The organism is Arthrobacter gandavensis (genome assembly GCF_015355785.1).
GTDB classification, from domain to species: Bacteria; Actinomycetota; Actinomycetes; order Actinomycetales; family Micrococcaceae; genus Arthrobacter_B; species Arthrobacter_B gandavensis_A.
Map to the genome: position 1 here is coordinate 1,078,567 of NZ_JADKYW010000005.1, position 19,222 is coordinate 1,097,788.

General features: G+C 67.0%; 18 protein-coding genes and 1 tRNA gene. 7 read left to right on the forward strand and 12 right to left on the reverse strand.

Annotation, left to right across the window (positions count from 1 at the left end; translation table 11 throughout):
- Positions 1-61: 61 nt before the first annotated feature.
- Positions 62-1,486, forward strand: a complete 1,425-nt coding sequence (gene purB / locus ITX31_RS10185; RefSeq protein WP_194783257.1) for an adenylosuccinate lyase — start codon at positions 62-64, stop codon at positions 1,484-1,486.
- 160 nt (positions 1,487-1,646) lie between these two features.
- Here the strand turns inward: purB and rlmN are convergent, their stop codons facing one another.
- Positions 1,647-2,873 (reverse strand): 23S rRNA (adenine(2503)-C(2))-methyltransferase RlmN, encoded by a 1,227-nt coding sequence (rlmN, locus tag ITX31_RS10190; RefSeq protein ID WP_194783258.1) that lies wholly within the window; start codon positions 2,871-2,873, stop codon positions 1,647-1,649.
- A gap of 130 nt (positions 2,874-3,003) precedes the next feature.
- Between rlmN and ITX31_RS10195 the strand changes: the two genes are divergently transcribed.
- Positions 3,004-3,522, forward strand: coding sequence for a GNAT family N-acetyltransferase (locus ITX31_RS10195; protein ID WP_194783259.1), 519 nt, complete (start codon positions 3,004-3,006; stop codon positions 3,520-3,522).
- On the opposite strand, the gene ITX31_RS10200 is transcribed toward ITX31_RS10195, so the two are convergent.
- Both ITX31_RS10200 and ITX31_RS10205 read right to left on the reverse strand, forming a co-directional pair.
- Positions 3,519-4,340: a DUF1295 domain-containing protein gene (locus ITX31_RS10200; RefSeq protein ID WP_194783260.1), complete on the reverse strand. Its 822-nt coding sequence runs from the start codon at positions 4,338-4,340 to the stop codon at positions 3,519-3,521. The genes ITX31_RS10195 and ITX31_RS10200 overlap by 4 nt on opposite strands.
- Positions 4,341-4,425: 85 nt before the next feature.
- Positions 4,426-4,896 (reverse strand): nucleoside deaminase, encoded by a 471-nt coding sequence (locus ITX31_RS10205; protein WP_194783261.1) that lies wholly within the window; start codon positions 4,894-4,896, stop codon positions 4,426-4,428.
- A 174-nt stretch (positions 4,897-5,070) separates the two neighbouring features.
- Between ITX31_RS10205 and ITX31_RS10210 the strand changes: the two genes are divergently transcribed.
- Positions 5,071-5,889 (forward strand): SMP-30/gluconolactonase/LRE family protein, encoded by an 819-nt coding sequence (locus ITX31_RS10210; protein ID WP_194783262.1) that lies wholly within the window; start codon positions 5,071-5,073, stop codon positions 5,887-5,889.
- Here the strand turns inward: ITX31_RS10210 and ITX31_RS10215 are convergent.
- Together ITX31_RS10215 and ITX31_RS10220 are read right to left on the reverse strand one after the other, a co-directional pair.
- Positions 5,886-7,127, reverse strand: coding sequence for an MFS transporter (locus ITX31_RS10215; protein ID WP_194783263.1), 1,242 nt, complete (start codon positions 7,125-7,127; stop codon positions 5,886-5,888). The genes ITX31_RS10210 and ITX31_RS10215 overlap by 4 nt on opposite strands.
- 131 nt (positions 7,128-7,258) lie before the next feature.
- Positions 7,259-8,419 (reverse strand): MFS transporter, encoded by a 1,161-nt coding sequence (locus ITX31_RS10220; RefSeq protein ID WP_194783264.1) that lies wholly within the window; start codon positions 8,417-8,419, stop codon positions 7,259-7,261.
- An 85-nt stretch (positions 8,420-8,504) separates the two neighbouring features.
- Between ITX31_RS10220 and ITX31_RS10225 the strand changes: the two genes are divergently transcribed.
- Entirely contained in the window at positions 8,505-9,086 is a 582-nt protein-coding gene (locus ITX31_RS10225) for a TetR/AcrR family transcriptional regulator (RefSeq protein WP_194783265.1), read from the forward strand.
- A gap of 77 nt (positions 9,087-9,163) precedes the next feature.
- Here ITX31_RS10225 and ITX31_RS10230 read toward each other — a convergent pair whose 3' ends face one another.
- The 4 genes from ITX31_RS10230 to ITX31_RS10245 all read right to left on the reverse strand — a co-directional run bounded on the left by ITX31_RS10230 (position 9,164) and on the right by ITX31_RS10245 (position 13,393).
- A complete protein-coding gene (locus tag ITX31_RS10230) occupies positions 9,164-10,177 on the reverse strand; it encodes an NAD(P)-dependent alcohol dehydrogenase (protein ID WP_323745641.1) in 1,014 nt (337 codons plus the stop codon).
- Positions 10,174-11,001, reverse strand: coding sequence for a carbohydrate ABC transporter permease (locus ITX31_RS10235; protein ID WP_194783617.1), 828 nt, complete (start codon positions 10,999-11,001; stop codon positions 10,174-10,176). The genes ITX31_RS10230 and ITX31_RS10235 overlap by 4 nt, the downstream gene beginning before the upstream one ends.
- Positions 11,002-11,069: 68 nt before the next feature.
- On the reverse strand, positions 11,070-12,014 hold the full coding sequence (locus tag ITX31_RS10240) for a carbohydrate ABC transporter permease (protein ID WP_091600989.1): 945 nt from the start codon (positions 12,012-12,014) through the stop codon (positions 11,070-11,072).
- Positions 12,014-13,393, reverse strand: coding sequence for an ABC transporter substrate-binding protein (locus ITX31_RS10245; protein WP_194783266.1), 1,380 nt, complete (start codon positions 13,391-13,393; stop codon positions 12,014-12,016). Before ITX31_RS10245 ends, ITX31_RS10240 begins: the two co-directional genes overlap by 1 nt.
- Before the next feature lie 195 nt (positions 13,394-13,588).
- Here ITX31_RS10245 and ITX31_RS10250 point away from each other — a divergent pair, with 195 nt between their 5' ends.
- The 3 genes from ITX31_RS10250 to ITX31_RS10260 all read left to right on the forward strand — a co-directional run bounded on the left by ITX31_RS10250 (position 13,589) and on the right by ITX31_RS10260 (position 16,127).
- A complete protein-coding gene (locus tag ITX31_RS10250) occupies positions 13,589-14,446 on the forward strand; it encodes a sugar-binding transcriptional regulator (protein ID WP_323745642.1) in 858 nt (285 codons plus the stop codon).
- Positions 14,447-14,501: 55 nt separating this feature from the next.
- Positions 14,502-14,578, forward strand: a tRNA-Met gene (locus ITX31_RS10255).
- Between the two features lie 154 nt (positions 14,579-14,732).
- Positions 14,733-16,127 carry an APC family permease gene (locus ITX31_RS10260; protein ID WP_194783267.1) on the forward strand — a complete coding sequence of 465 codons (1,395 nt, stop codon included), beginning with the start codon at positions 14,733-14,735 and terminating at the stop codon, positions 16,125-16,127.
- A 24-nt stretch (positions 16,128-16,151) separates the two neighbouring features.
- On the opposite strand, the gene ITX31_RS10265 is transcribed toward ITX31_RS10260, so the two are convergent.
- The 3 genes from ITX31_RS10265 to pstS form a co-directional block, all read right to left on the reverse strand.
- The gene (locus tag ITX31_RS10265; RefSeq protein ID WP_194783268.1) at positions 16,152-17,633 is read right to left on the reverse strand and encodes a mannitol dehydrogenase family protein; all 1,482 of its coding nucleotides are present in this window, start codon (positions 17,631-17,633) and stop codon (positions 16,152-16,154) included.
- A 97-nt stretch (positions 17,634-17,730) separates the two neighbouring features.
- Positions 17,731-17,931: a hypothetical protein gene (locus tag ITX31_RS10270; RefSeq protein WP_228529134.1), complete on the reverse strand. Its 201-nt coding sequence runs from the start codon at positions 17,929-17,931 to the stop codon at positions 17,731-17,733.
- A gap of 168 nt (positions 17,932-18,099) precedes the next feature.
- Positions 18,100-19,215 carry a phosphate ABC transporter substrate-binding protein PstS gene (gene pstS / locus ITX31_RS10275; RefSeq protein ID WP_194783269.1) on the reverse strand — a complete coding sequence of 372 codons (1,116 nt, stop codon included), beginning with the start codon at positions 19,213-19,215 and terminating at the stop codon, positions 18,100-18,102.
- Positions 19,216-19,222: the final 7 nt, after the last annotated feature.

Here is a 19,222-nt window from a genome sequence, read left to right on the forward strand (position 1 = left end):
GCAGGTGGAGCGTCCTGTCACGGAATCGGCCCCGGGGCGGGACCGTGGAAGAATTGGGCTCATGGCCGATTCATCTTCCGCACCCCGCGTGTCCCTTGCCGCCGTGACCCCCGCGATCGCGCTGGGTCCCCTGGACGGCAGGTACCGCTCCGCGACCGCACCGCTGGTCGACTACCTCTCCGAAGCTGCCCTGAACCGTGACCGGACCCATGTTGAAGTCGAGTGGCTGATCCACCTCACCTCCAACTCCGTACTGCCGGGAACCTCACCGCTGAGCGCTGAACAGCAGGCGCAGCTGCGCGAAATCGTGTCCGGCTTTGACGGAAACTCCGTCAACGAGCTGGGGGAAATCGAGCAGGTCACCGTCCACGATGTGAAGGCCGTTGAGTACTACATTGGCCGCCGGCTGGCGGCGATCGGCATTGAGAACCTCACCGCGCTGGTGCACTTTGGCTGCACCTCGGAGGACATCAACAACCTCTCCTACGCCCTGGGCGTCAAGGGTGCGGTGGAGAACGTCTGGCTGCCCGCAGCCCGGAAGATGGTGGCCCAGATCGCCGCCATGGCAGAGGAAACCCGCGCCGTTCCGATGCTCTCCCGCACCCACGGCCAGCCCGCCACCCCCACCACCCTTGGCAAGGAACTGGCCGTCACGGTGCACCGGCTGACCCGCCAGCTGGACCGCGTGGCCGGCACCGAGTTCCTGGGCAAGATCAACGGCGCCACCGGCACCTACGCCGCGCACTACGCCTCCGTTCCGGGTGCCGACTGGCAGCAGGTGGCCAAGTCCTTCGTTGAAGGTCTTGGCCTGACCTGGAACCCGCTCACCACCCAGATCGAGTCACATGACTGGCAGGCCGAGCTGTACGCGGACATGGCACGCTTCAACCGGATCCTGCACAACTTCTGCACGGACGTCTGGAGCTACATCTCCATCGGTTACTTCGCTCAGGTCCCGGTAGCCGGCGCCACCGGATCCTCCACCATGCCGCACAAGGTCAACCCGATCCGGTTCGAGAACGCCGAAGCGAACCTGGAAATCTCCAACGGCCTGCTGGACACCCTGGCGTCCACGCTGGTCACCTCCCGCTGGCAGCGCGACCTCACGGACTCCTCCTCGCAGCGGAACATCGGCGTCGCCTTCGGCCACTCCCTGCTGGCGATCTCCAACGTGGCCAAGGGCCTGGAACGCCTGAACGTCGCCGAAGATGTGCTGGCCGCGGACCTGGACACCAACTGGGAAGTCCTGGGCGAAGCCATCCAGATGGTGATGCGCGCCGAGGCCATCGCCGGTGCTCCGGGCATGGAAAACCCGTACGAACGGCTCAAGGAACTCACCCGCGGACACCACGTGGATGCCGAGCGCATGAAGGAGTTCGTCTCCGGGCTGGGACTGCCCGCCGAGGCCGAAGCGCGCCTGCTCGCGCTGACCCCGGCGAGGTACATCGGCATCGCCGAGGACCTGGTGGACCACCTGCAGAAGTAGGACCCCACAGAATAACGACGGCGGGAGGCCGGGTTCGCAAACCCGGCCTCCCGCCTTCGTTATCTGTTTTTGCTCCGGTTTGGGCGATTCCGGGCCCGGCGAAGCGGAGCGTCCGGCACACACTGGAGCGAAATCCGTTGATGCCGGAACGGCCGGGCTGCTAGTCCGCCGCAGCCAGCTGGCCGCAGGCGCCGTCGATTTCCTTGCCGCGGGTATCGCGGACCGTGGTGGGAACACCGGCGTCGATCAGGGTGTCGATGAACTCCTGGATCACCTCGGGTTCCGGGGATGTCCAGATGGAGCCCGGGGTCGGGTTCAGCGGAATCGGGTTCACATGGACCCACCCGCGGCCGCGTGAGTTCAGCTTCTTGGCCAGCAGGGCCGCACGCCACGGGTGGTCGTTCATGTCCTTGATCAGCGCGTACTCGATGGAGACCCGGCGGCCGGTGGTGCGGTAGTAGTGGTACGCGGCGTCCAGCGCCTCGTCCACCTTCCAGCGGCTGTTGACCGGAATCAGGTCATCACGCAGTTCGTCGTCCGGTGCGTGCAGGCTCAGCGCGAACGTGACCGGGATGTTCTCCTCGGCCAGCTTCTTGATCGCCGGCACCAGGCCCACGGTGGAGACCGTGATGTTGCGGGCGCTCATGCCCAGGCCTTCGGGAGCTTCGGCTGCCATGCGGTGCACGGCGTTCATCACGCGCTTGTAGTTGGCCAGCGGTTCGCCCATGCCCATGAAGACGATGTTGGTGACCCGCTCGGCGTCGTGCCCGCCGTCCCGGCGCTTGCCGCCCAGCCCGCCTTCGGCAATGACGCGGTTCGCCTGGACAATCTGGTCCAGGATTTCCGCGGCGGACATGTTGCGGGTCAGTCCTGCCTGGCCGGTGGCACAGAACGGGCAGTTCATGCCGCAGCCGCACTGGCTGGAGACGCAGAGCGTGATCCGGCCCGGGTAACGCATCAGCACTGACTCAACGAGTGAGCCGTCGAACAGCCGCCAGAGGAACTTGATGGTGTCCCCGTTGTCCGTCGTCAGGCGCTTCACCTCGGTGAGCAGGGTCGGGAACATCTCCTGAACCAGCTCGTCGCGGCGCTCCTTGGGGAGGTCGCTCATCTTCTCGGGATCGGTGGTGTAGTGCTGGAAGTAATGCACCGAGAGCTGCTTGGCGCGGAATGCGGGCAGCCCCAGGGCCTTGAGCTTCTCCTGGCGCTCGGCAAGCGTCAGGTCTGCCAGGTGTTCCGGCGGCTGGGAAACCCGCGGGGACTTGAACTGCAGCAGGGGGCGGCCGTCTGGCTCTTTGGCCTGCTCCCACCCTTCGGTTGCGGGACGCACCTGCGGCTTGTCGCCGGATGCGCTCGGGGCAGCTGGGGAAGTTTTGGGGGAAGTCATCCCTTCCATTTTGACATGTAATGAAAAATCGTGTTTTTGGCTTAGCCCAGTTCTCACACAGCGGAAACACGGGCGAAATCACGGCTTCGTAGATTGAGGTGAACCAGTTCCGCAGGCCCAGGAGGTTCATGTGTTCCCGCTTCCCCCGAACCTCTACATCCGCGAGGTGCCCTGGTCCAACCCGGTGGGCGCCGACCTGCGGAGGGCGCAGCAGGCCGAGCTGGATTCCCGCTACGGAAGCCCGGACCACGACCCGTCTCCGCCTTCCGATGTGGACACCGCAGTGTTCGTGATCGCCTACGAGCGGAGTTCGGGACAGCCGCTGGGGTGTGGGGGGCTCCGGCGGCTGGACTGTTCCACGGCCGAGGTGAAGCGAATCTATGTCCTGCCCTACGCCCGCGGGTCCGGGGTGGCCACCGCCATCCTGTCTTCGCTCGAGTTCCGTGCCCGTGCCGCCGGATTCGGAGCGGTCACCGCGGAAGCGGGGTCAGCCCAGTCCGACGGGAAACGGTTTTATGCGCAGGCCGGCTACGCCGAGGTGCCGAACTTTGGCCCGTACAAGGACCTGCCGCATTCAACCTGCTTTGCCAAGGTGATCGAACCCGGGGTGCGGTCCACGCAGCTGAGCGCATCTTTCAGATTCTCCTAGCCGGCTTCGAGGGGACGGGAGGAACCGCGCTGCGGCAGGGGAATGATCGGTGAGGTCCGCCGCTGGTACTCGGCGTAGGCAGGGTAACGGCTGGCCGAGATGCTTTCCGTGAACACCGTGGACCCGGCGAAAAGCAGGGTCAGCAGCACGGGTCCGGCCAGTGTCCAGTGCAGCCAGGAACCGGAGGCAGTGACGGTGAATCCGTAGAACAGCCACCACTGGGCCTGTTCAAAGAAGAAGTTCGGGTGGCGTGAAAACCGGAACAGCCCGCTCTGGACGAAGCCCTGCCCGGCTTCCCTCCCGGCAGCACGCTCAGCCTTTTTTCGCTGCTGGTAGTTCCACTGCTGCTGGTCAGCGGTAATCTCCCCCGCCAGGGCGGCCACGAACAGCACAGCGAGCGCCCAGTCCCAGGCTTCCAGCGGTCCCGGGTTCTGGAACACCGTCAGCGCCGGAAGCGTGATCAACCAGATGATTCCGTTCTGGTAGATGCTGATGAACCCCAGGTTGAACACCTGGAACTGCCACGGCCGCAGCCGTCCGCGCAGGACCCCCCAGCGGTAGTCTTCCCCGCCGGGCGCGTAGCCTCCTTTGCGGGCGAAATTGAAGGTCAGCCTCGCGCCCCAGAGGGTCACCAGCACTGCCATGAGCACCAGCCGCGGTGCCATGTCCGACGCCGCTGCGAACACCCAGACGTAGGCCACCGGGACGATCGACCAGATTCGGTCCGTCCACGAGTATTCCCGCGTGAGAAGAGACAGGATCCATGTTGCGGCGGTGACCGCCATGAAGATCCACAGACACACACGAACCGGGTCCATGCTTGGAGGATACGGCTCCCGCCGCCCGGGCGGGACCCCCGGCCGGCCTGAGGGCCGCCAACTGCCCGGACCCGGGCTTCGCGGACTAGTAGTCGATGCGCGACGCCGCTGCGGTCCAGGCGTCGAACGGGGCGTTGCGGGTGTCCCCGGGCAGCTGGCTCACGGGCATGGACCGCTTTTCGACGGGGGTTTCGAAGTATTCGTAGAAGACGGCGTCGTCGAAACCCGCTGCGGCGGCGTCGTGCCGGTCCGCGGCGTAGACCACCCGGTCGATGCGCGCCCACAGCGCCGAGGCCAGGCACATGGGGCACGGCTCGCAGCTCGTGTAGAGCACCGCACCGCTGAGGTCGAAGGTTTCCAGCGCAGCGCACGCATTGCGGATGGCGGTGACTTCAGCGTGCGCTGTCGGATCGTTGTTGGCGGTAACCCGGTTGACGCCGTCGAACGCCTGTCCGTCCGCCGTAACGATGACGGCGCCGAACGGTCCGCCGCTGTCTGCGACGTTGGCTGTGGCCAGCTCGATGGCCCGGGAAAGGTATGCGGCGTCTGAATTCATGGGAACTGCCCCCTGCGATCAAGGCCCCGGCGGTCTCTCCGGCCGGGAAATGCCAGGTAGTTAGCACCGGCCGGTGCCCGCCTTCGCAGAACTGAGGTTAGCACCACGTCTGCCGGCCGGCGCAGGCGCGTCCGGTAGATTACTTCAACACGTGCAACTCCCGGAAAGGCAGGCATGGACCAGACGATGTGGACACCCGTCAGCACGCACGCACTGGAGCTCGGCGAAGGGCTGCGGCGCACGCCCGGCGGTGCCCGGTGGGTTGACCTGGTGAACGGGGAACTCTATGCCTGGGAACCGGGGAGCGGCACCCCGGTGCTCACCCACCGCCTCGCTGACCCCCTGGGCTTCGCCGAGGAGGATTCCGCCGGGCGGCTGATCGGTGCCGCCGGCACCGGCGTTGTCGAGCTGCTTCCGGACGGAACGGCTGTTCCGCTGGCAGGCACCGGGCTGGACCCGGCTCGCTACCGCGTCAACGACGGCGCTTTTGCGCCGGACGGGTCCCTCTGGTTCGGCACCATGGTCCACGACGGGTCAGAGCCCGACGGCGCCCTCTGGCGCTGGGACCCGGAGGGGGGCGGCGGCGTCGTGCAGCTGCGCAGCGGCATCCCGATTCCCAACGGGCCGGTGTTCCTGCCGGACGGACACAGTGTGCTGATTTCGGACACCGACCGCGGCAGAATCCTGCGGACGACGACGGCGGATCCCGGTGCCGCCGAGGTTTTCGCCCGGGTGCCCGAGGAGAACCCGGACGGCATGCATGTGGACCCTTCCGGCCGGATCTGGAGTGCGGTGTGGGGCGCTTCGCGGCTGGACGTGTACTCAGAAACCGGCGAACGCCTGGCCGCCGTGCCGGTGCCGGTCCGGCAGCCCACCAGCGTGCTGGTCCTGGACGATCAGGTGCTGGTGGCCAGCGCTGCCGCGGGCCTCTCCGACCCGGGCCCGCTGGACGGCTGCACCCTCACGGCTCCCCTCTCCGGGCTGCTGCCCTAATAATCCCGGCGGGAACCGCCGACGAACCGGGCGCGGCCGGCCAGGAAGCCCATGCCCGCCGCAGCGGAACCGACCAGCAGGAACATCACCGCTGCCGGCGTAAACGACCCGGACGCGGTGTGCAGTATGCCCACGAGCAGGGTTCCGGAGGAGCCCACACCGTACCCGAGGCACTGCATCATGCCGGACACCCGGCCCGCGGTGGCGGCGTTCCGGGTACGCAGCACGATCATGGTCAGTGCCAGCGCCGTGAGGCTGCCCTGTCCCACGCCGAGCATCACGGACCAAAGCCACACAAGCTCCAGCGGGCCCAGGATGGTGAGTGCGAAGCCGGCACCCGTAAGGAGCGCGATGAAGGCGTTCAGCCAGCCCTGGCTGCGCAGGCGGGCGGCCAGCGGAGGTGCGAGGAAGGAGCCGAGGACCTGCACCACGATCGAGCCGGCCACCACGTAGCCTGCTGTTGCGCCGTCGATGCCGCGTTCGCGCAGGATCGGGGCCAGCCATGCAAAAACGCTGAAGGACATCATGGCCTGCAGGGCCATGAAACCGGTGATCTGCCAGGCCAGGGCTGAGCGCCAGACCGAGGGGCCGGCGTCGTTGGTCCTGTCCGCCGGAGTGCGCCCGCGGAGCAGTGCCAGCGGCGCGAAGAACAGCACCACCAGGGCGGCGGGGAGGGTCCAGAACGCGAGTGCGTCCTGCCAGGAGCCGGTGGCCTGCAGCAGCGGCTGGGTGAAGCCGGCACCCAGCGCGGCAGCCGCGCAGATCGAGCCGGTGTACAGGCCGCTCATCAGTCCCAGCCGGTGCTGGAAGTCCCGCTTGACCAGGGTTGGCAGCAGGACGTTGACGACGCCGATGCCCGCACCGGCGGCAATGGTCCCGGCGGCCATGGCGGTGAAGTCGCCCGTGCCGCGGACGGCCAGCCCGGCGGTCAGGACCACCATGGCGGCGAGGATGGTGCGTTCGATTCCCAGTTTCCGGGCCAGGGCCGGGGCAGCGGGCGCCACGAGGCCGAGCAGCAGCACGGGTCCGGTGGTGAGGACACTGACCAGGGGCGCGGGCATGCCGGAGGCCGCGGTGATTTCCGGAAGGATGGCGGAGAAGCTGGAGAAGACGGTGCGCAGGTTCAGGCCGATGAGCACAATGCAGACGGCCAGCAGGATGCCGGCGCGGCTCCGGGACGGGCCCTGCGGCGGGGATGCCTGCTCCGGTGCCTGGATGGCGGTGGCGGTGTTGCCCATGGTGTCCCCTCCCCGAGGACAATCCCCGTACGTTCGCAGGACTACGCTACGAGCTACCCTGTGGCCTGACCAAAACGCCCCATCGAGATGGCAGAAAGTGCACGTTACAGAGCTGTAAAGAGCCGTTTCTGTCATCTCGATGAATTGGTGCTGGCCAAAGGCTCCCGGTCCGTGCGCCCGCGCAGCCAGACAGGGGCGATCGCCAGCAGGCCGACGGCGGCAGCCAGACCGAAAGCGGGCAGCGGCGCCTGCGGCTGAAGCACGGCGCCCAGGCCCACGGATCCGGCGGCCTGGCCAACGGCGAGCGCGATAAAGAGGAACACGGTCCCAGGGGCACCCTGCTCCGGAACGGTCCGGACCGCCCATACGATCAGCACTCCGCTCAGGGCGATGTAACTGGCGCCGAAAACAGCCGCTGAGGCATAGCCCGCCGCGGGTACTGCCTGCCCCGCCGGCAGAAGGAGGGTACCGCCGGACATCAGCAGCGCCGTCGTGGTCCACGCGGTCCGCAGGCTCCATGCCTGCACGATGCTTCCGGCCGCGGCACCCAGCATCCCGAATCCACCCAACATCATCCAGGCCGCGATCGAGTGCAGCTCCCCTTCGCTGCCGGCAGCCAGGACCGTTCGGCCGAACGTCCAGACGGCGGCACTTGACGCTCCCGCCAAACCCGCGGCGATCAGCGGCCGGCGCAGCAGTGCCGGTTCCACGAGGCCCGGCATCCGCGGTGCCGGCTTCTTTTGCTCGGGACGGACTGCCTTCCGGTCGGAGGCGAGCGTCGCAGCGGTCGCCAGGATAACGACGACGGCAATCACCGCCCAGCCCAGCCTCCACTGCCCTGCCACCAGGATCAGCAGCACCCCGGCCGCCACCAGGCCGGCGCCCGTTCCCGAATTGACGATGGCCTGTGCGTTTTCCTGCCGCCGGGCCTCCACGTTGGATTCGATCAGGCTCACGAGTCCCGGGGTCGCAAACCCCGCTCCGGCCCCAGCGAGCACCACCGCGCCAGCAAGCACTGCTGCATTAGGGGCAAGCGCCACTCCCGCGGACCCCAGCGCGGCGGTTGTTCCGGCCAGCAGCACGACCAGGCGGGGCCGGAATCCCAGCCGGGCTGCGAACAGGGCAGTTCCGCAGTAGGAGAGGAAGCTGCCGGCCTGGATCACCCCGGACAGGCCGGGGCCCATCTCGAAAGCCTCCGCGAAGCCCGGCAGGAAGAGCCCGTACCCGAACCGGGCCAGCCCATAGGTCGCCGCGATCAGGGCCAGCCCACTGGCCACCAGCTTCCACTGCATTGAAGACTCCCGACTTCCGAACCAGAACGATCGTTACAGTCAAACAGAACTATCGTTCTGGAACAAGGCTGGCTAGAGTTGGCCCATGACTACCGGCCAGAAAGTCCCGGCGCGCGAGCGGCTGCTCGCGGCGGCGGAAGAAGTGTTCTTCGACCGAGGCATTCGCGCCACGGGTGTGGATGAGGTGCTGGGCGCCGCCAAGGTGTCCGCTGCCAGCCTCTATTCGCATTTCGGCAGCAAAGACGGACTCGTGGCGGAGGCCCTGCGCGTCCGGCTCGCCGAATGGCAGTCGGTGTGGGACGGGTGCGCGGTGAAGGCAGGCAGCGACCTGGACCGGCTGCTGTCCGTCTTCGATGCGCTGGCCGCCTTCCGTGCCCGGCAGCCGGCGGCCCGCTGGTGTGCCTTCCTGGCCACTGCCACCGAACTGCCCGACGCCGGCGAGGAAATCGCCGCCGTCCTCGCCGCGGATACCGCTTTGCTGACCGAGAGGCTGCGGCACTTTGCCAAGCCGCTGGCCGGCGAGCATGCCGCGGACCTGGCGGACGACGTCGTGCTGGCCTACAACGGCACGCTTGCCGCGTATCTGCGCGGATATCCGGCCTACCCGGTTGAAGCCGGCCGGCGGGTGGCAACTGCCGCGGCGGCCTCTTACTCCCCATCGAGATGACAGAAACTGCCCGTATGAGCGCCCATACGGGCAGTTTCTGTCATCTCGATGGGAGGGGCGGGGAGGAACGGAAACGGTTACGGAACGACGACGGCCTTCAGCGCACCCTCCCGGGCGCCGGCGACCAGCGCCGCTTCGACGTCGTTCAACGCGTGCCGGGACGTGACGAGCCCTTCCAGGTCAACCAGCCCCTGCCCGGCCAGGGACACCGCCAGCGGCCAGGTGTTGGCGTAGCGGAAGGTGCCGGTGATGCGCAGTTCCCGGCCCTGGACCAGCGGGACCGGCAGGGCGATGGTGTCCGCTCCCATGCCCACCAGGACGCAGCGGCCGCACGGGGCCAGGCGCTGCATGCCGGCGAGGACGGCCGGCTCAGCCCCGGTGGCGTCAATGAACACCTGGTATTCCGGTTCCGGCTCAGCAGCCTCCGCGACTGTGAAGGTGTGCGCGGCACCGTACCGGCCGGCAACTTCCAGCCGTTCGGCACGGACGTCAGTCACGGTGACCTCGGCGCCGGCGAGCGCGCACACGGCGGAGACCAGCAGGCCAATTGGTCCGGCGCCCGCTATGAGCACCCGGTCCCCCAGCTGCACTTTCCCGGCAGCTCGGGCGGCGAGCGCCACGCTCAGCGGTTCCAGCAGGGCGGCCGCATCATCGGAGAGCCGATCCGGGACAGGGTGGGCGAACGCCGCCGGATGCACCACATATTCAGCGAAGGCGCCGTCCACCGGCGGGGTGGCGAAGAAGCGCACGTCCGGGTCGAGGTTGTAGTGCCCGGCCAGTGTCTGCTTCGAGTACGGCTGCGGAATGCCCGGCTCCAGCGACACCCGCTGCCCCACCAGGGAGGGGTCGACGCCGTCGCCCGCCGCTTCGATCCGGCCGGACGCTTCGTGGCCCAGGACCAGCGGCGCCTCGACGACGAAGCTGCCGATCCGGCCCTCATGGTAGTAGTGCGTGTCCGACCCGCAGACGCCCACCGAGGCGATCCGCACCAGGACTTCTCCCGGTCCGGGCACCGGCACGGGCCGGTCCTCCAGGCTCAGTTTTCCGGGTCCGTCCAGCACTGAAACGGACATGGATTCGGAAATGCTCACTTGACCGCTCCCATCGACAGGCCGCGCACCAGCTGTTTCTGTGCCACCCAGCCGGCCAGGACCACCGGCAGGGATGCGAGCACGGAGGCCGCGGAAAGCTGGGCCAGGTAGAGTCCCTCGCTGGTCATCTGGGACACCAGGAACACCGGCACCGTGGCGGATTTCGCCGCCGTCAGGTTCAGCGCGAAGAAGAACTCGTTCCAGGCGAAGATGACGCAGATCAGGGCGGTGGCGGCGAGGCCGGGCGCCACCATGGGCATCAGTACCCGCCACAGGGTCTTCAGCAGTCCCGCACCGTCCATCTGGGCCGCTTCCAGCACCTCGGAGGGCACTTCCTGGAAGAAGGAGCGCATCATCCACACCGCGATGGGCAGGTTCATGGAGGTGTAGAGCACCACCAGGGTCCACACGTTGTCCAGGACCTTCAGCTGTCCGGCAATGACGTAGATCGGCATGATCACGGCCACCACGGGCAGCATCTTGGTGGAGATGAAGAAGAACAGCACATCCTGGGTCCGCTTCACCGGCCGGATGCTCAGCGCGTAGGACGCGGGCACGGCCAGGATGACCACCAGCAGGGTGGAGACGCCCGTGGCGATGACCGAGTTGAGGAAGTACGTCCCGGCACCGGCGTCCAGCACCGCCCTGTACTGGTCCAGGGTGGGGGTGAAGAAGAACGACGGCGGGTTGGAGGCTGCCGCGGATTCCTGCTTGAAGGAGGTCAGCACCATCCAGAGCACCGGGGAGAAGAACCCGATGGCGATGATCCAGGTGAGGACCGTGAGCAGGGATGCCCCGGCGCGCGGCTTGGGCTTGCGGTTCATGCGCTGTCCGGAGGTCCGTGCTGCGGGGGTGCGTTCAGCCGGAGCCGGCTGTGTCTGGGTGGCCACGGCTAGTCCTTAGTGTCGAAGCTGCGGAAGATCAGGCGGAGGGCGAAGGTGGCCACGATGATGGTGGCAATCACCACCACCACGCCCATGGCGGCGGCCTGCCCAATGTCGAAGCCAAGGAAGGCCCGCTGGTAGATGTAGAAGGGCAGGTTGGCGCTGGCAGTGCCGGGGCCGCCGGCGGTCATGAGGTAGATCTGGTCGAACGTGTTCACCACGTAGATCGCGCCGAGCAGGACGCCCAGCTCGATGTAGCGGCGCAGCTGCGGCAGGGTGACGGAGAAGAACGTCCGCCACCAGCCGGCGCCGTCCACCTGCGCGGCTTCCAGGACGTCCTTGGGCTGGGCCTGCAGTCCGGCCAGGACCAGCAGCATCATGAACGGCGTCCATTGCCACACCAGGGACATCAGGATCGAGGCGATTGGGTGGGCGGAGGTCCAGTCCACCGGGGAAATGCCCACCAGCCCGATCAGCCAGTTGAGCAGGCCGTAGCTGGGGTTGAGGATCGAGACGGACCAGAGCAGGGAGCCGGCCACCGGCATGATCAGGAAGGGCGTGATCAGCAGGGTCCGCACGATTCCGCGGCCTGCGAAGGAGCGGTCCAGGAGCAGGGCGAAGATGATGCCCAGGATCATCGCGAAGAACACGCAGCCGAGCGTGAAGATGACGCTGTTCAGGGCCGCCTGGCGGAAGGTTGAGTCGGCGAAGATCTCCACGTAGTTGGAGAACCAGACGAACCGGTCGCCGTCGGGGTTGAGCAGGTTCCAGTTCTGCAGCGAGTACCAGATGGTGAACAGGAACGGGACCTGGGTGACGATGATCGTGAAGATCAGCGCCGGCAGCAGCGGCCCCCGCCGCCGCCAGCCCTCAGCCCGGGACATTCCCCCGGACTGGCGCTTTTCGACGTCGCGGCGCGCCTTCGCGTTATGCCGCTCTACCAGTGTGGTCATCAGTTCTCTCCCGACTGGTAGCTCTCGGCGACGGTTTCTGCGTAGCGCTGGGACTGCTCCAGCGCTTCCTCGACGGTTTTTTGTCCCGCGATGGCCGCGGAGACCTGCTGCGCCACCCGGGTTCCGAGGTCCTGGAACTCGGGAATGCCCACGAACTGGAGCCCGGGGTAGGGCACGCTGCCCGTCATGGACGTGTCCTGCGAGGCCCCGGCCATTGCCGAGAGCGTGGGTTCGGCGTAGGCCTGCGCCACTTCGGCGTATTCGGGGATTTCATAGGTGGAGAGACGGCTTCCCGGAGGAACGCGTTCCCAGCTGATTTCCTCGCCCACCAGTTCAATGAAGTCCTTGTCCGTCATCCAGGAGATGAAGTCCCAGGCGGCGTCCTTTTCTTCGCTGGTGGAGGGAATGGCCAGGGACCAGGAGTACAGCCAGCCGGCCGAGTCGGTTTCCTCCACCGGTGCGGGAGCGTAGGCGGTCTTGCCGACCACCAGGGACGAGTCCGGATCTTCAACGGTTGAAACCATGGCGGTGGCGTCGAACCACATGGCCGCGTTGCCCTGGCTGTAGCGGGTCAGGCAGTCTCCGTAGCCGCTGGTTGCCGCCCCGGGCTGGCCGGAATTGCGGATCAGGTCTACGTAGTCGGTGACTGCGGCTTTGACTTCGGGGCTGTCCAGGGTGGCGTTCCAGTCCTCGTCGAACCAGCTGCCGCCGTAGGTGTTGATCATGGTGGTCAGCGGGGCCATGACCTCGCCCCAGCCGGCGAGTCCGCGCAGGCAGATGCCGGAGAATCCCTCGTCCGGGTTGTGCAGGGTCTCGGCGAATCCGGCAATATCAGCCCAGGTGGGCTGTTCCGGCATGGTCAGCCCGGCGTCCTCGAAGAGGTCCTCCCGGTAGGCGAGGAAGGCTGATTCACCGTAGAACGGGACGGAGTAAAGATCGTCTTCGTAGCTGAGCGCCTCGCGGATGTTCGGAATGAAGTCATCCGGGTCATAGCCCTGGGTGTTGTCCGCGTAGTCCTGCAGGTTAGTCAGCCAGCCGTTTTCCGCCCACATCGGCGTTTCATAATTGGACACCATCACGACGTCGAACTCGCCGCCGCCGGTGGCAACAGAGGCCGTGATCTTGGCCCGGGCTTCATTTTCCGGCAGGGACACGAAGCGCACGTCGACGTTGGGGTGCTCTTCCTTGAACCGGTCCTGCAGTGCGATGGCGTCCGTCATCTGCGGGTTGGAGACGATGGCCACCACGATCTCCTGCCGGCCGTCCGCGCTGGCACTGCCGCAGCCGGTTAGCACCATTGCTGCTGCCGCTGCGGCTGCCGCGAGCTGCCTTGCCCTGCGTCCGCGCCGCCGCTGCGGCTGGCTGCGTTCTGATCTCATACGTCACCCTTGCTCATTTGAGATTATTTTTTGCGCTCATTTGGTGAGGAACTCTAGTCATATACACTCAAATGAGCAACAAAGTAACGCTCATTCGGAAACAGGCAGGGCGGAATCATTACCGGAACAGGTTCGTCCCACGAGGAACTCCTGGCCAGGATTGGCCGGGATTACTACCTCAGTAACCATTCGAAGGTGGACATTGCCCGGAACTACGGAATTTCCCGTTTCCAGGTGGCGCGCCTGCTGGATGAAGCGCGGGCCTTGGGCATCGTGCGCATCGACGTCCGTTTCCCGGAAGCCGCCGCAGACCTAACACCGGCACGCCTTGCCGAATCGCTCGGCGTCGAACGCGTCCGCATCAGCCCCACGGGGGCGGACGACCACGCGACCCGCGAAGCCATGGCCCAGCAGGCCGCGGAGGAAATCATGGCCGCGGCCGCGCCGGGAGCGAGCATCGGGGTTTCCTGGTCCCGCACCCTGGACCTGGCAGCCCGCTATGTGACCAACCTGCCGCCGTGCAACATCGTGCAGCTGGCCGGAGCCCTGCCGGTTCCCGGAAGCGGCAACTCGCTGGAACTCATCCAGAACCTGGGCCGGCACGACGGCGTTGCCACCTGGCCGCTGTGGGCTCCGCTCGTCGTCGAAAATGCGCTGACCGCGCAGAGCCTGCGCCGCCAGCCGGAGATCGGGAATACCCTCGCCAAGGCCGGCTCGCTGGATGCCGCCGTGGTGGCAGTCGGAGCCTGGCTTCCGGGACTCTCCACGGTATGGAACCGCGTGGACAACCACCTGAAGCTGGAAGCGGCCCAGGCCGGCGCGGTGGCCGAATGCTCCGGGCGGCTGATCGACGCCGAAGGCCGGCCCGTGCGCTCGGAACTGGATGAACGGGTGCTCGCCGTCAGCCTGGACCAGCTCCGGAACACACCCCGGGTGGTGGCGGTGGCACAGGGAGCGGCCCGCGCCGATGCCGTGCGGGCCGTGCTCGCCGCCGGATTTGTCACCACCTTGCTCATTGATGAAGACCTTGCCGTCGCTCTCTCCGGGAAGTGACCCCCGCCACCCGATTAGTCCCTCCGGCAGGGGTGCGGTAGAGTTCTAAGCACGCCGCGGGGTGGAGCAGTTCGGTAGCTCGCTGGGCTCATAACCCAGAGGTCGCAAGTTCAAATCTTGCCCCCGCAACCACGAGAAAAGACCCTGATCCGGTTCGCCGGATCAGGGTCTTTTCGTTTCGCCGAACGCCGTGTGTGACACGCTTATGAAGGGCTGGAACCGGCGGTTTACTAAAATCGGCTCTGTGCCGGCTGGAGATAAACCGGCCACAGAGCTAAGGAAACCGTTGAAAACCACACTCACCCGCAGGCTTGGCGTGCCCGGAATCGTCCTGATGGTCGTCGCCGCTGCGGCACCCATCACCGTTGTCGCGGCAAACTTCCCCCTCATCCTCTCCGTCTCCGAATCAGCCGGAATGCCCCTGATGGTGCTGGCTGCCACGGCGATCCTGCTGCTGTTCTCGGTCGGCTACGCCTGGATGACGCCGCACGTGCCGGATGCCGGCGCCTTCTACTCCTACGTGGACCGGGGGCTGGGCCGCCGTGCCGGGCTCGGCACTGCCGGGCTGGCGCTCTTTGCCTACGTCCTGCTCACGGTCTCAATGACCTGCTATCTGGGTGTGCAGGCAGGAAATCTGATTGAGCTCTGGTCCGGAGTCCAGGTTCCCTGGTGGGCCGTCTCTGCTGCCATGATCGCCGTCGTCGGCTTCCTGGGCTACCGGGACATCAACCTTTCCGCGAAGGTGCTGGGCGCCGTCCTGGTCCTGGAGGTCGCCGCCGTCCTGGCCATCGACCTGGGCGTCCTCTTCTCCGGCCGCGAACTGACCTCCGTTCCTTTCAGCCCGGCCGAAGCCATGTCCGGCGCACCGGGCCTGGGCCTGCTGTTCGCCTTCCTCGGCTTCTTCGGCTTCGAGGCGACGGCGGTGTTCCGCAACGAGGCCAAGGACCCGGAGCGCACCGTTCCGCGGGCCACCTACATCGCGGTGCTCTCCATCGGCGCGTTGTACATCCTCTCCTCCTGGCTGATCATCAGCGGCCTCGGGGCCGGCAACGCCGTCGCCCTGGCCACGGACAGCCCGGACAGCGTGGTGGTGGGCTTCGCCGGGGAGATCCTCGCCCCGGTCATGACGGACATTGTCCAGGTCCTGGTGGTGACGAGCATGTTCGCCTGCATGCTGGCCTTCCACAACATCGTCTCCCGCTACCTCTTCACCCTGGGCCAGCGCGGGGTGCTGCCGGTCCGCCTGGCCGCCGTCCACCCCGCCCACGGGGCACCCTCACGCGCCTCCTTCTGGGTGACCGGCGTAACCGCCGCCGTCGTGCTGGTCTCCGCCGCCGCCCAGCTGGATCCAGTACTGGAGATCTACACCTGGTACTCCGGGGCAGGGGCCATTGGCGTGATTGTCATGATGACCCTGACCAGCTTCGCCACCGTCAGCTTCGGTACGCGCGGTGTGTCTGCTCCCGGCGGAGTGCGGGCCGCGGGCGTGGCCGGCGGGATCGGCCTGCTCGGCGTGCTGGCTCTCTCCATCTGGAACTTCCCGTTCCTGGTGGGCGGCAACCTCGCAGCCATCATCTGGGGTGCGGCGCTGGTCCTCGTGTTTGCGGCGGCCGCGGCGCTGCCGGCCAGCACCCGGCCGGCGCCGGCTGACGCACCGGAGCCGGCGGACACCGCCCGCTAGCCTGCGTTCCGGCACCCGGGCCCGTCAGGCACCCTCAGCGGCAAGCCCTTCGACCGTGGCGCGGGAACCGGCGTCGTGCAGGACGGCCAGCGCCCGCGTATAGGCGTCGACGAAGCGGTCATTGGAAGCCAGGTCTCCGAAGAGCTCAGACTGGGCAACGAAGGCCAGTGGGTCTTCGCGGTTGCGCGCTGCGGCAGCCATCAGGGGTTTCCGCAGCCGGTCGACGACGTCGATGTCCGCACCCTGCTCGTCCGTGCCTTCGGCGTAGCGGGCCCAGCTGGCCACGATGGCCGCCGAGCGGTGGATCTCCCCGCCGGCGTCGAGGTTTTCGCGGATGACGGGCAGCAGCCACTTGGGAATCCGGTCTGAGCTCTCGGCGCAGAGCCGGGCCAGGGTGTCCCGGACGTGTTCGTTGGAGAAGCGTTCGATCAGCTTGTGCCGGTACGCATCGAGGTCCACGCCGGGCAGCGGCTTGAGCGTGGGCGTGGCCTCGCGTTCCATGTAGTCCAGCAGGAAGCGGGAGAAGAGCGGATCCTGGCAGACCTCGTGGGCGTACCGGTACCCGGCAAGGTAGCCGAAGTAGCACTGTCCCTGGTGGCTGGCGTTGAGCAGCCGCAGCTTCATGAGTTCGTAGGGCTCGACGTCGTCCACCACCTGCACCCCGGCGTCCTCGAAGGGCGGGCGGCCCTGCGGGAAGTGATCCTCCAGGACCCACTGCTCAAAGTCTTCGCTGACCACCGGCCAGGCGTCCTCGACGCCGAAGTCCTCCGCCACCATGTCCCGGTCGGTATCCGTGGTGACCGGGGTAATGCGGTCCACCATTGAATTGGGGAAGGCCACGTTGGCGCGTACCCACTCCCCCAGTTCCGGATCCCGCAGGTCCGCGAACGCCGTGAACATGCGGCGGGCAACGTCGCCGTTGCCCTGGATGTTGTCGCAGGACATCACGGTGAACGGCGCAGTGCCGGCCTCGCGGCGCCGGGCGAGGGCCTCGGTGACCAGCCCGAAGACCGTGGCCGGGACCGCTCCGGGGGCCAGGTCCGCCTGCACGGCGGGGTTGCCGGCGTCGAACTCCCCGGTGACGTGGTGGAAGTTGTAGCCGCCCTCGGTAATGGTCAGGGACACGATCCGCGTCTGCGGCGAGGCCATCTTGGCAAGAACTGCTTCCGGGTCCTCCGGAGCCAGCAGGTATTCGGTAATGGAGCCGATGACCCTGCCTTCCCGCGTTCCATCCGGGTTCTTGAGTACCAGGGTGTAGAGGCAGTCCTGCGCGTCCATGACGGACTTCATCGCTGCGTCCTGCGGCAGCACGCCCACGCCGCAAATGCCCCAGTCCAGGGCCTTTCCGTCATTCATCAGCCGGTCCAGGTACATGGCCTGGTGCGCGCGGTGGAATCCGCCCACCCCAAAGTGCACTATGCCGGTGCTCACGGCGGAGCGGTCGTAGGTCGGAACGGCCAGCGCCTCGGAAAGGCCGGCCAGGGACTCGGTTTTCAGCTTACTCATGGGTCACACCTGTTGGACGAGCGGATAGGTGCAGCTCAATTTATCATGTGAGCATCGACCGCCCACTCAAATGAGCACACTAGGCGGGGCAACTGTCCTAATCGACCAGCTCGGACTGGGTTTCGATGAAGTCCCAGTCCCTTATATCGAGGATGGGATCTATGACGGGTCCCCCTGCCTCGGCAATCCGGTCCTGGACCTTGGGCGGAATTCCGTCCTGCCGGAGGTTCTCCCGCAGCCACTGTTTTGCAGTGATGTCGAGATACGGCCACCATCGTTCGATCCTGATGGGCTGCATTCCCTGCCCCCTTTCCGTCGCGGTAGGTCCACGGTGCCACCGGCCTCTGAAGGGCGCAAGGGGTCCAGGGAAGACCGCCGGGCAAGGCAGGCAGCGAATGACCGCCGGAACGGTAAACGGCCTTCCCAGCGGCTGGATTCAGCTGCGCAGGGGTGCTCGGGGCCGCAGCTACCGGCGCGTGGTGATGCTCTCGACCGCCGCCCTGGCATCCTCCGCCAGGCCCTGAGGAATCGGCGCGGACTTGGCGGCGTCAGCGGAGGCTTCCTGGCCCTCGGGGCTGATGACGTACTGCCCAAAGGACTGCACGAGCTCCACAGTGTCGGCATCCTCGTAGCTGCTGCAGAAGATCTGGTAGGAGATCAGCACCAGCGGATACGCGCCGGGAGCCGTGGTGGTGCGGTCCAGGTGCAGGGCTATGTCATGGGCGCCGCGTCCGGGAACCCGGGAGGACTGCTCGACGGCGATCGACGCGGCTTCGGCGCTGATCGGCACGTACTGCTCGCCCACCTTAAGGTTCACTGTGCCCAGCGAGTCATCCACCACCGAGTCATCCGAATAGGCAACGGATCCTTCTGTGCGGGTGACGGTGCTGATGACGCCGGCGCTGCCCTGCGCGTTCTCGCCGCCCAGGCCGCCGGGCCAGGAACCGGAGGGGCTGTTCGGCCAGGCCTCGGGAGCGGCTTCGTGCAGGTACTCCGTGAAGTTCTCAGTGGTACCGGAATCGTCGGCCCGGCTGACGGGCGTGACCCGGATGTCCGGCAGCTCCACGCCAGGGTTCTGGGCTGCGATCGCCGGATCGTTCCAGTATTCGATCTCGCCGCGGAAGATCTTGGCGATCGTGGCCGCGTCCATGTTCAGCGACTCGAATCCGGGCAGGTTGAACGCGACGGCAATCGGGGAGATATAGGCAGGGATGTCCAGTGCGCCGTCGGGCCCGCAGACCTCGCGTGCTTCACTCAGCTCCTCGTCCTGCAGGTAGGCGTCCGAGCCGGCGAACTGCACCGCTCCGGCCAGCAGGGCGTTGCGGCCGGCCCCGGAGCCGTCCGGGGAGTACTGGACCTGCACCTTGGGGTGCAGCACCCGGAATCCGCCGATCCAGGCATCCATAGCCGGGCCCTGGGCTGTCGAACCCGAGCCGGAGATAATGCCGGAAAGCGTGGACGTGCTGTTCTCGGCAGCTTCGCGCTGTTCGTCCCCCAGGGGGTAGTCAGAGCCGCATGCGGTTAGCGCCAGCGCTGCGGCGGCGGTGACTGCCAGGGCGCGAAGGGGACGGGAAGTGCGCACGAAGGTG

Excerpts from the sequence above, each read along its gene's own strand:
- purB (WP_194783257.1), top strand. The coding sequence starts at position 62 with ATGGCCGATTCATCTTCCGCACCCCGCGTGTCCCTTGCCGCCGTGACC.
- rlmN (WP_194783258.1), bottom strand. The coding sequence starts at position 2,873 with ATGACTTCCCCCAAAACTTCCCCAGCTGCCCCGAGCGCATCCGGCGAC.
- ITX31_RS10200 (WP_194783260.1), bottom strand. The coding sequence starts at position 4,340 with ATGGACCCGGTTCGTGTGTGTCTGTGGATCTTCATGGCGGTCACCGCC.
- ITX31_RS10205 (WP_194783261.1), bottom strand. The coding sequence starts at position 4,896 with ATGAATTCAGACGCCGCATACCTTTCCCGGGCCATCGAGCTGGCCACA.
- ITX31_RS10210 (WP_194783262.1), top strand. The coding sequence starts at position 5,071 with ATGGACCAGACGATGTGGACACCCGTCAGCACGCACGCACTGGAGCTC.
- ITX31_RS10215 (WP_194783263.1), bottom strand. The coding sequence starts at position 7,127 with ATGGGCAACACCGCCACCGCCATCCAGGCACCGGAGCAGGCATCCCCG.
- ITX31_RS10220 (WP_194783264.1), bottom strand. The coding sequence starts at position 8,419 with ATGCAGTGGAAGCTGGTGGCCAGTGGGCTGGCCCTGATCGCGGCGACC.
- ITX31_RS10225 (WP_194783265.1), top strand. The coding sequence starts at position 8,505 with ATGACTACCGGCCAGAAAGTCCCGGCGCGCGAGCGGCTGCTCGCGGCG.
- ITX31_RS10235 (WP_194783617.1), bottom strand. The coding sequence starts at position 11,001 with ATGAACCGCAAGCCCAAGCCGCGCGCCGGGGCATCCCTGCTCACGGTC.
- ITX31_RS10240 (WP_091600989.1), bottom strand. The coding sequence starts at position 12,014 with ATGACCACACTGGTAGAGCGGCATAACGCGAAGGCGCGCCGCGACGTC.
- ITX31_RS10245 (WP_194783266.1), bottom strand. The coding sequence starts at position 13,393 with ATGAGATCAGAACGCAGCCAGCCGCAGCGGCGGCGCGGACGCAGGGCA.
- ITX31_RS10265 (WP_194783268.1), bottom strand. The coding sequence starts at position 17,633 with ATGAGTAAGCTGAAAACCGAGTCCCTGGCCGGCCTTTCCGAGGCGCTG.
- ITX31_RS10270 (WP_228529134.1), bottom strand. The coding sequence starts at position 17,931 with ATGCAGCCCATCAGGATCGAACGATGGTGGCCGTATCTCGACATCACT.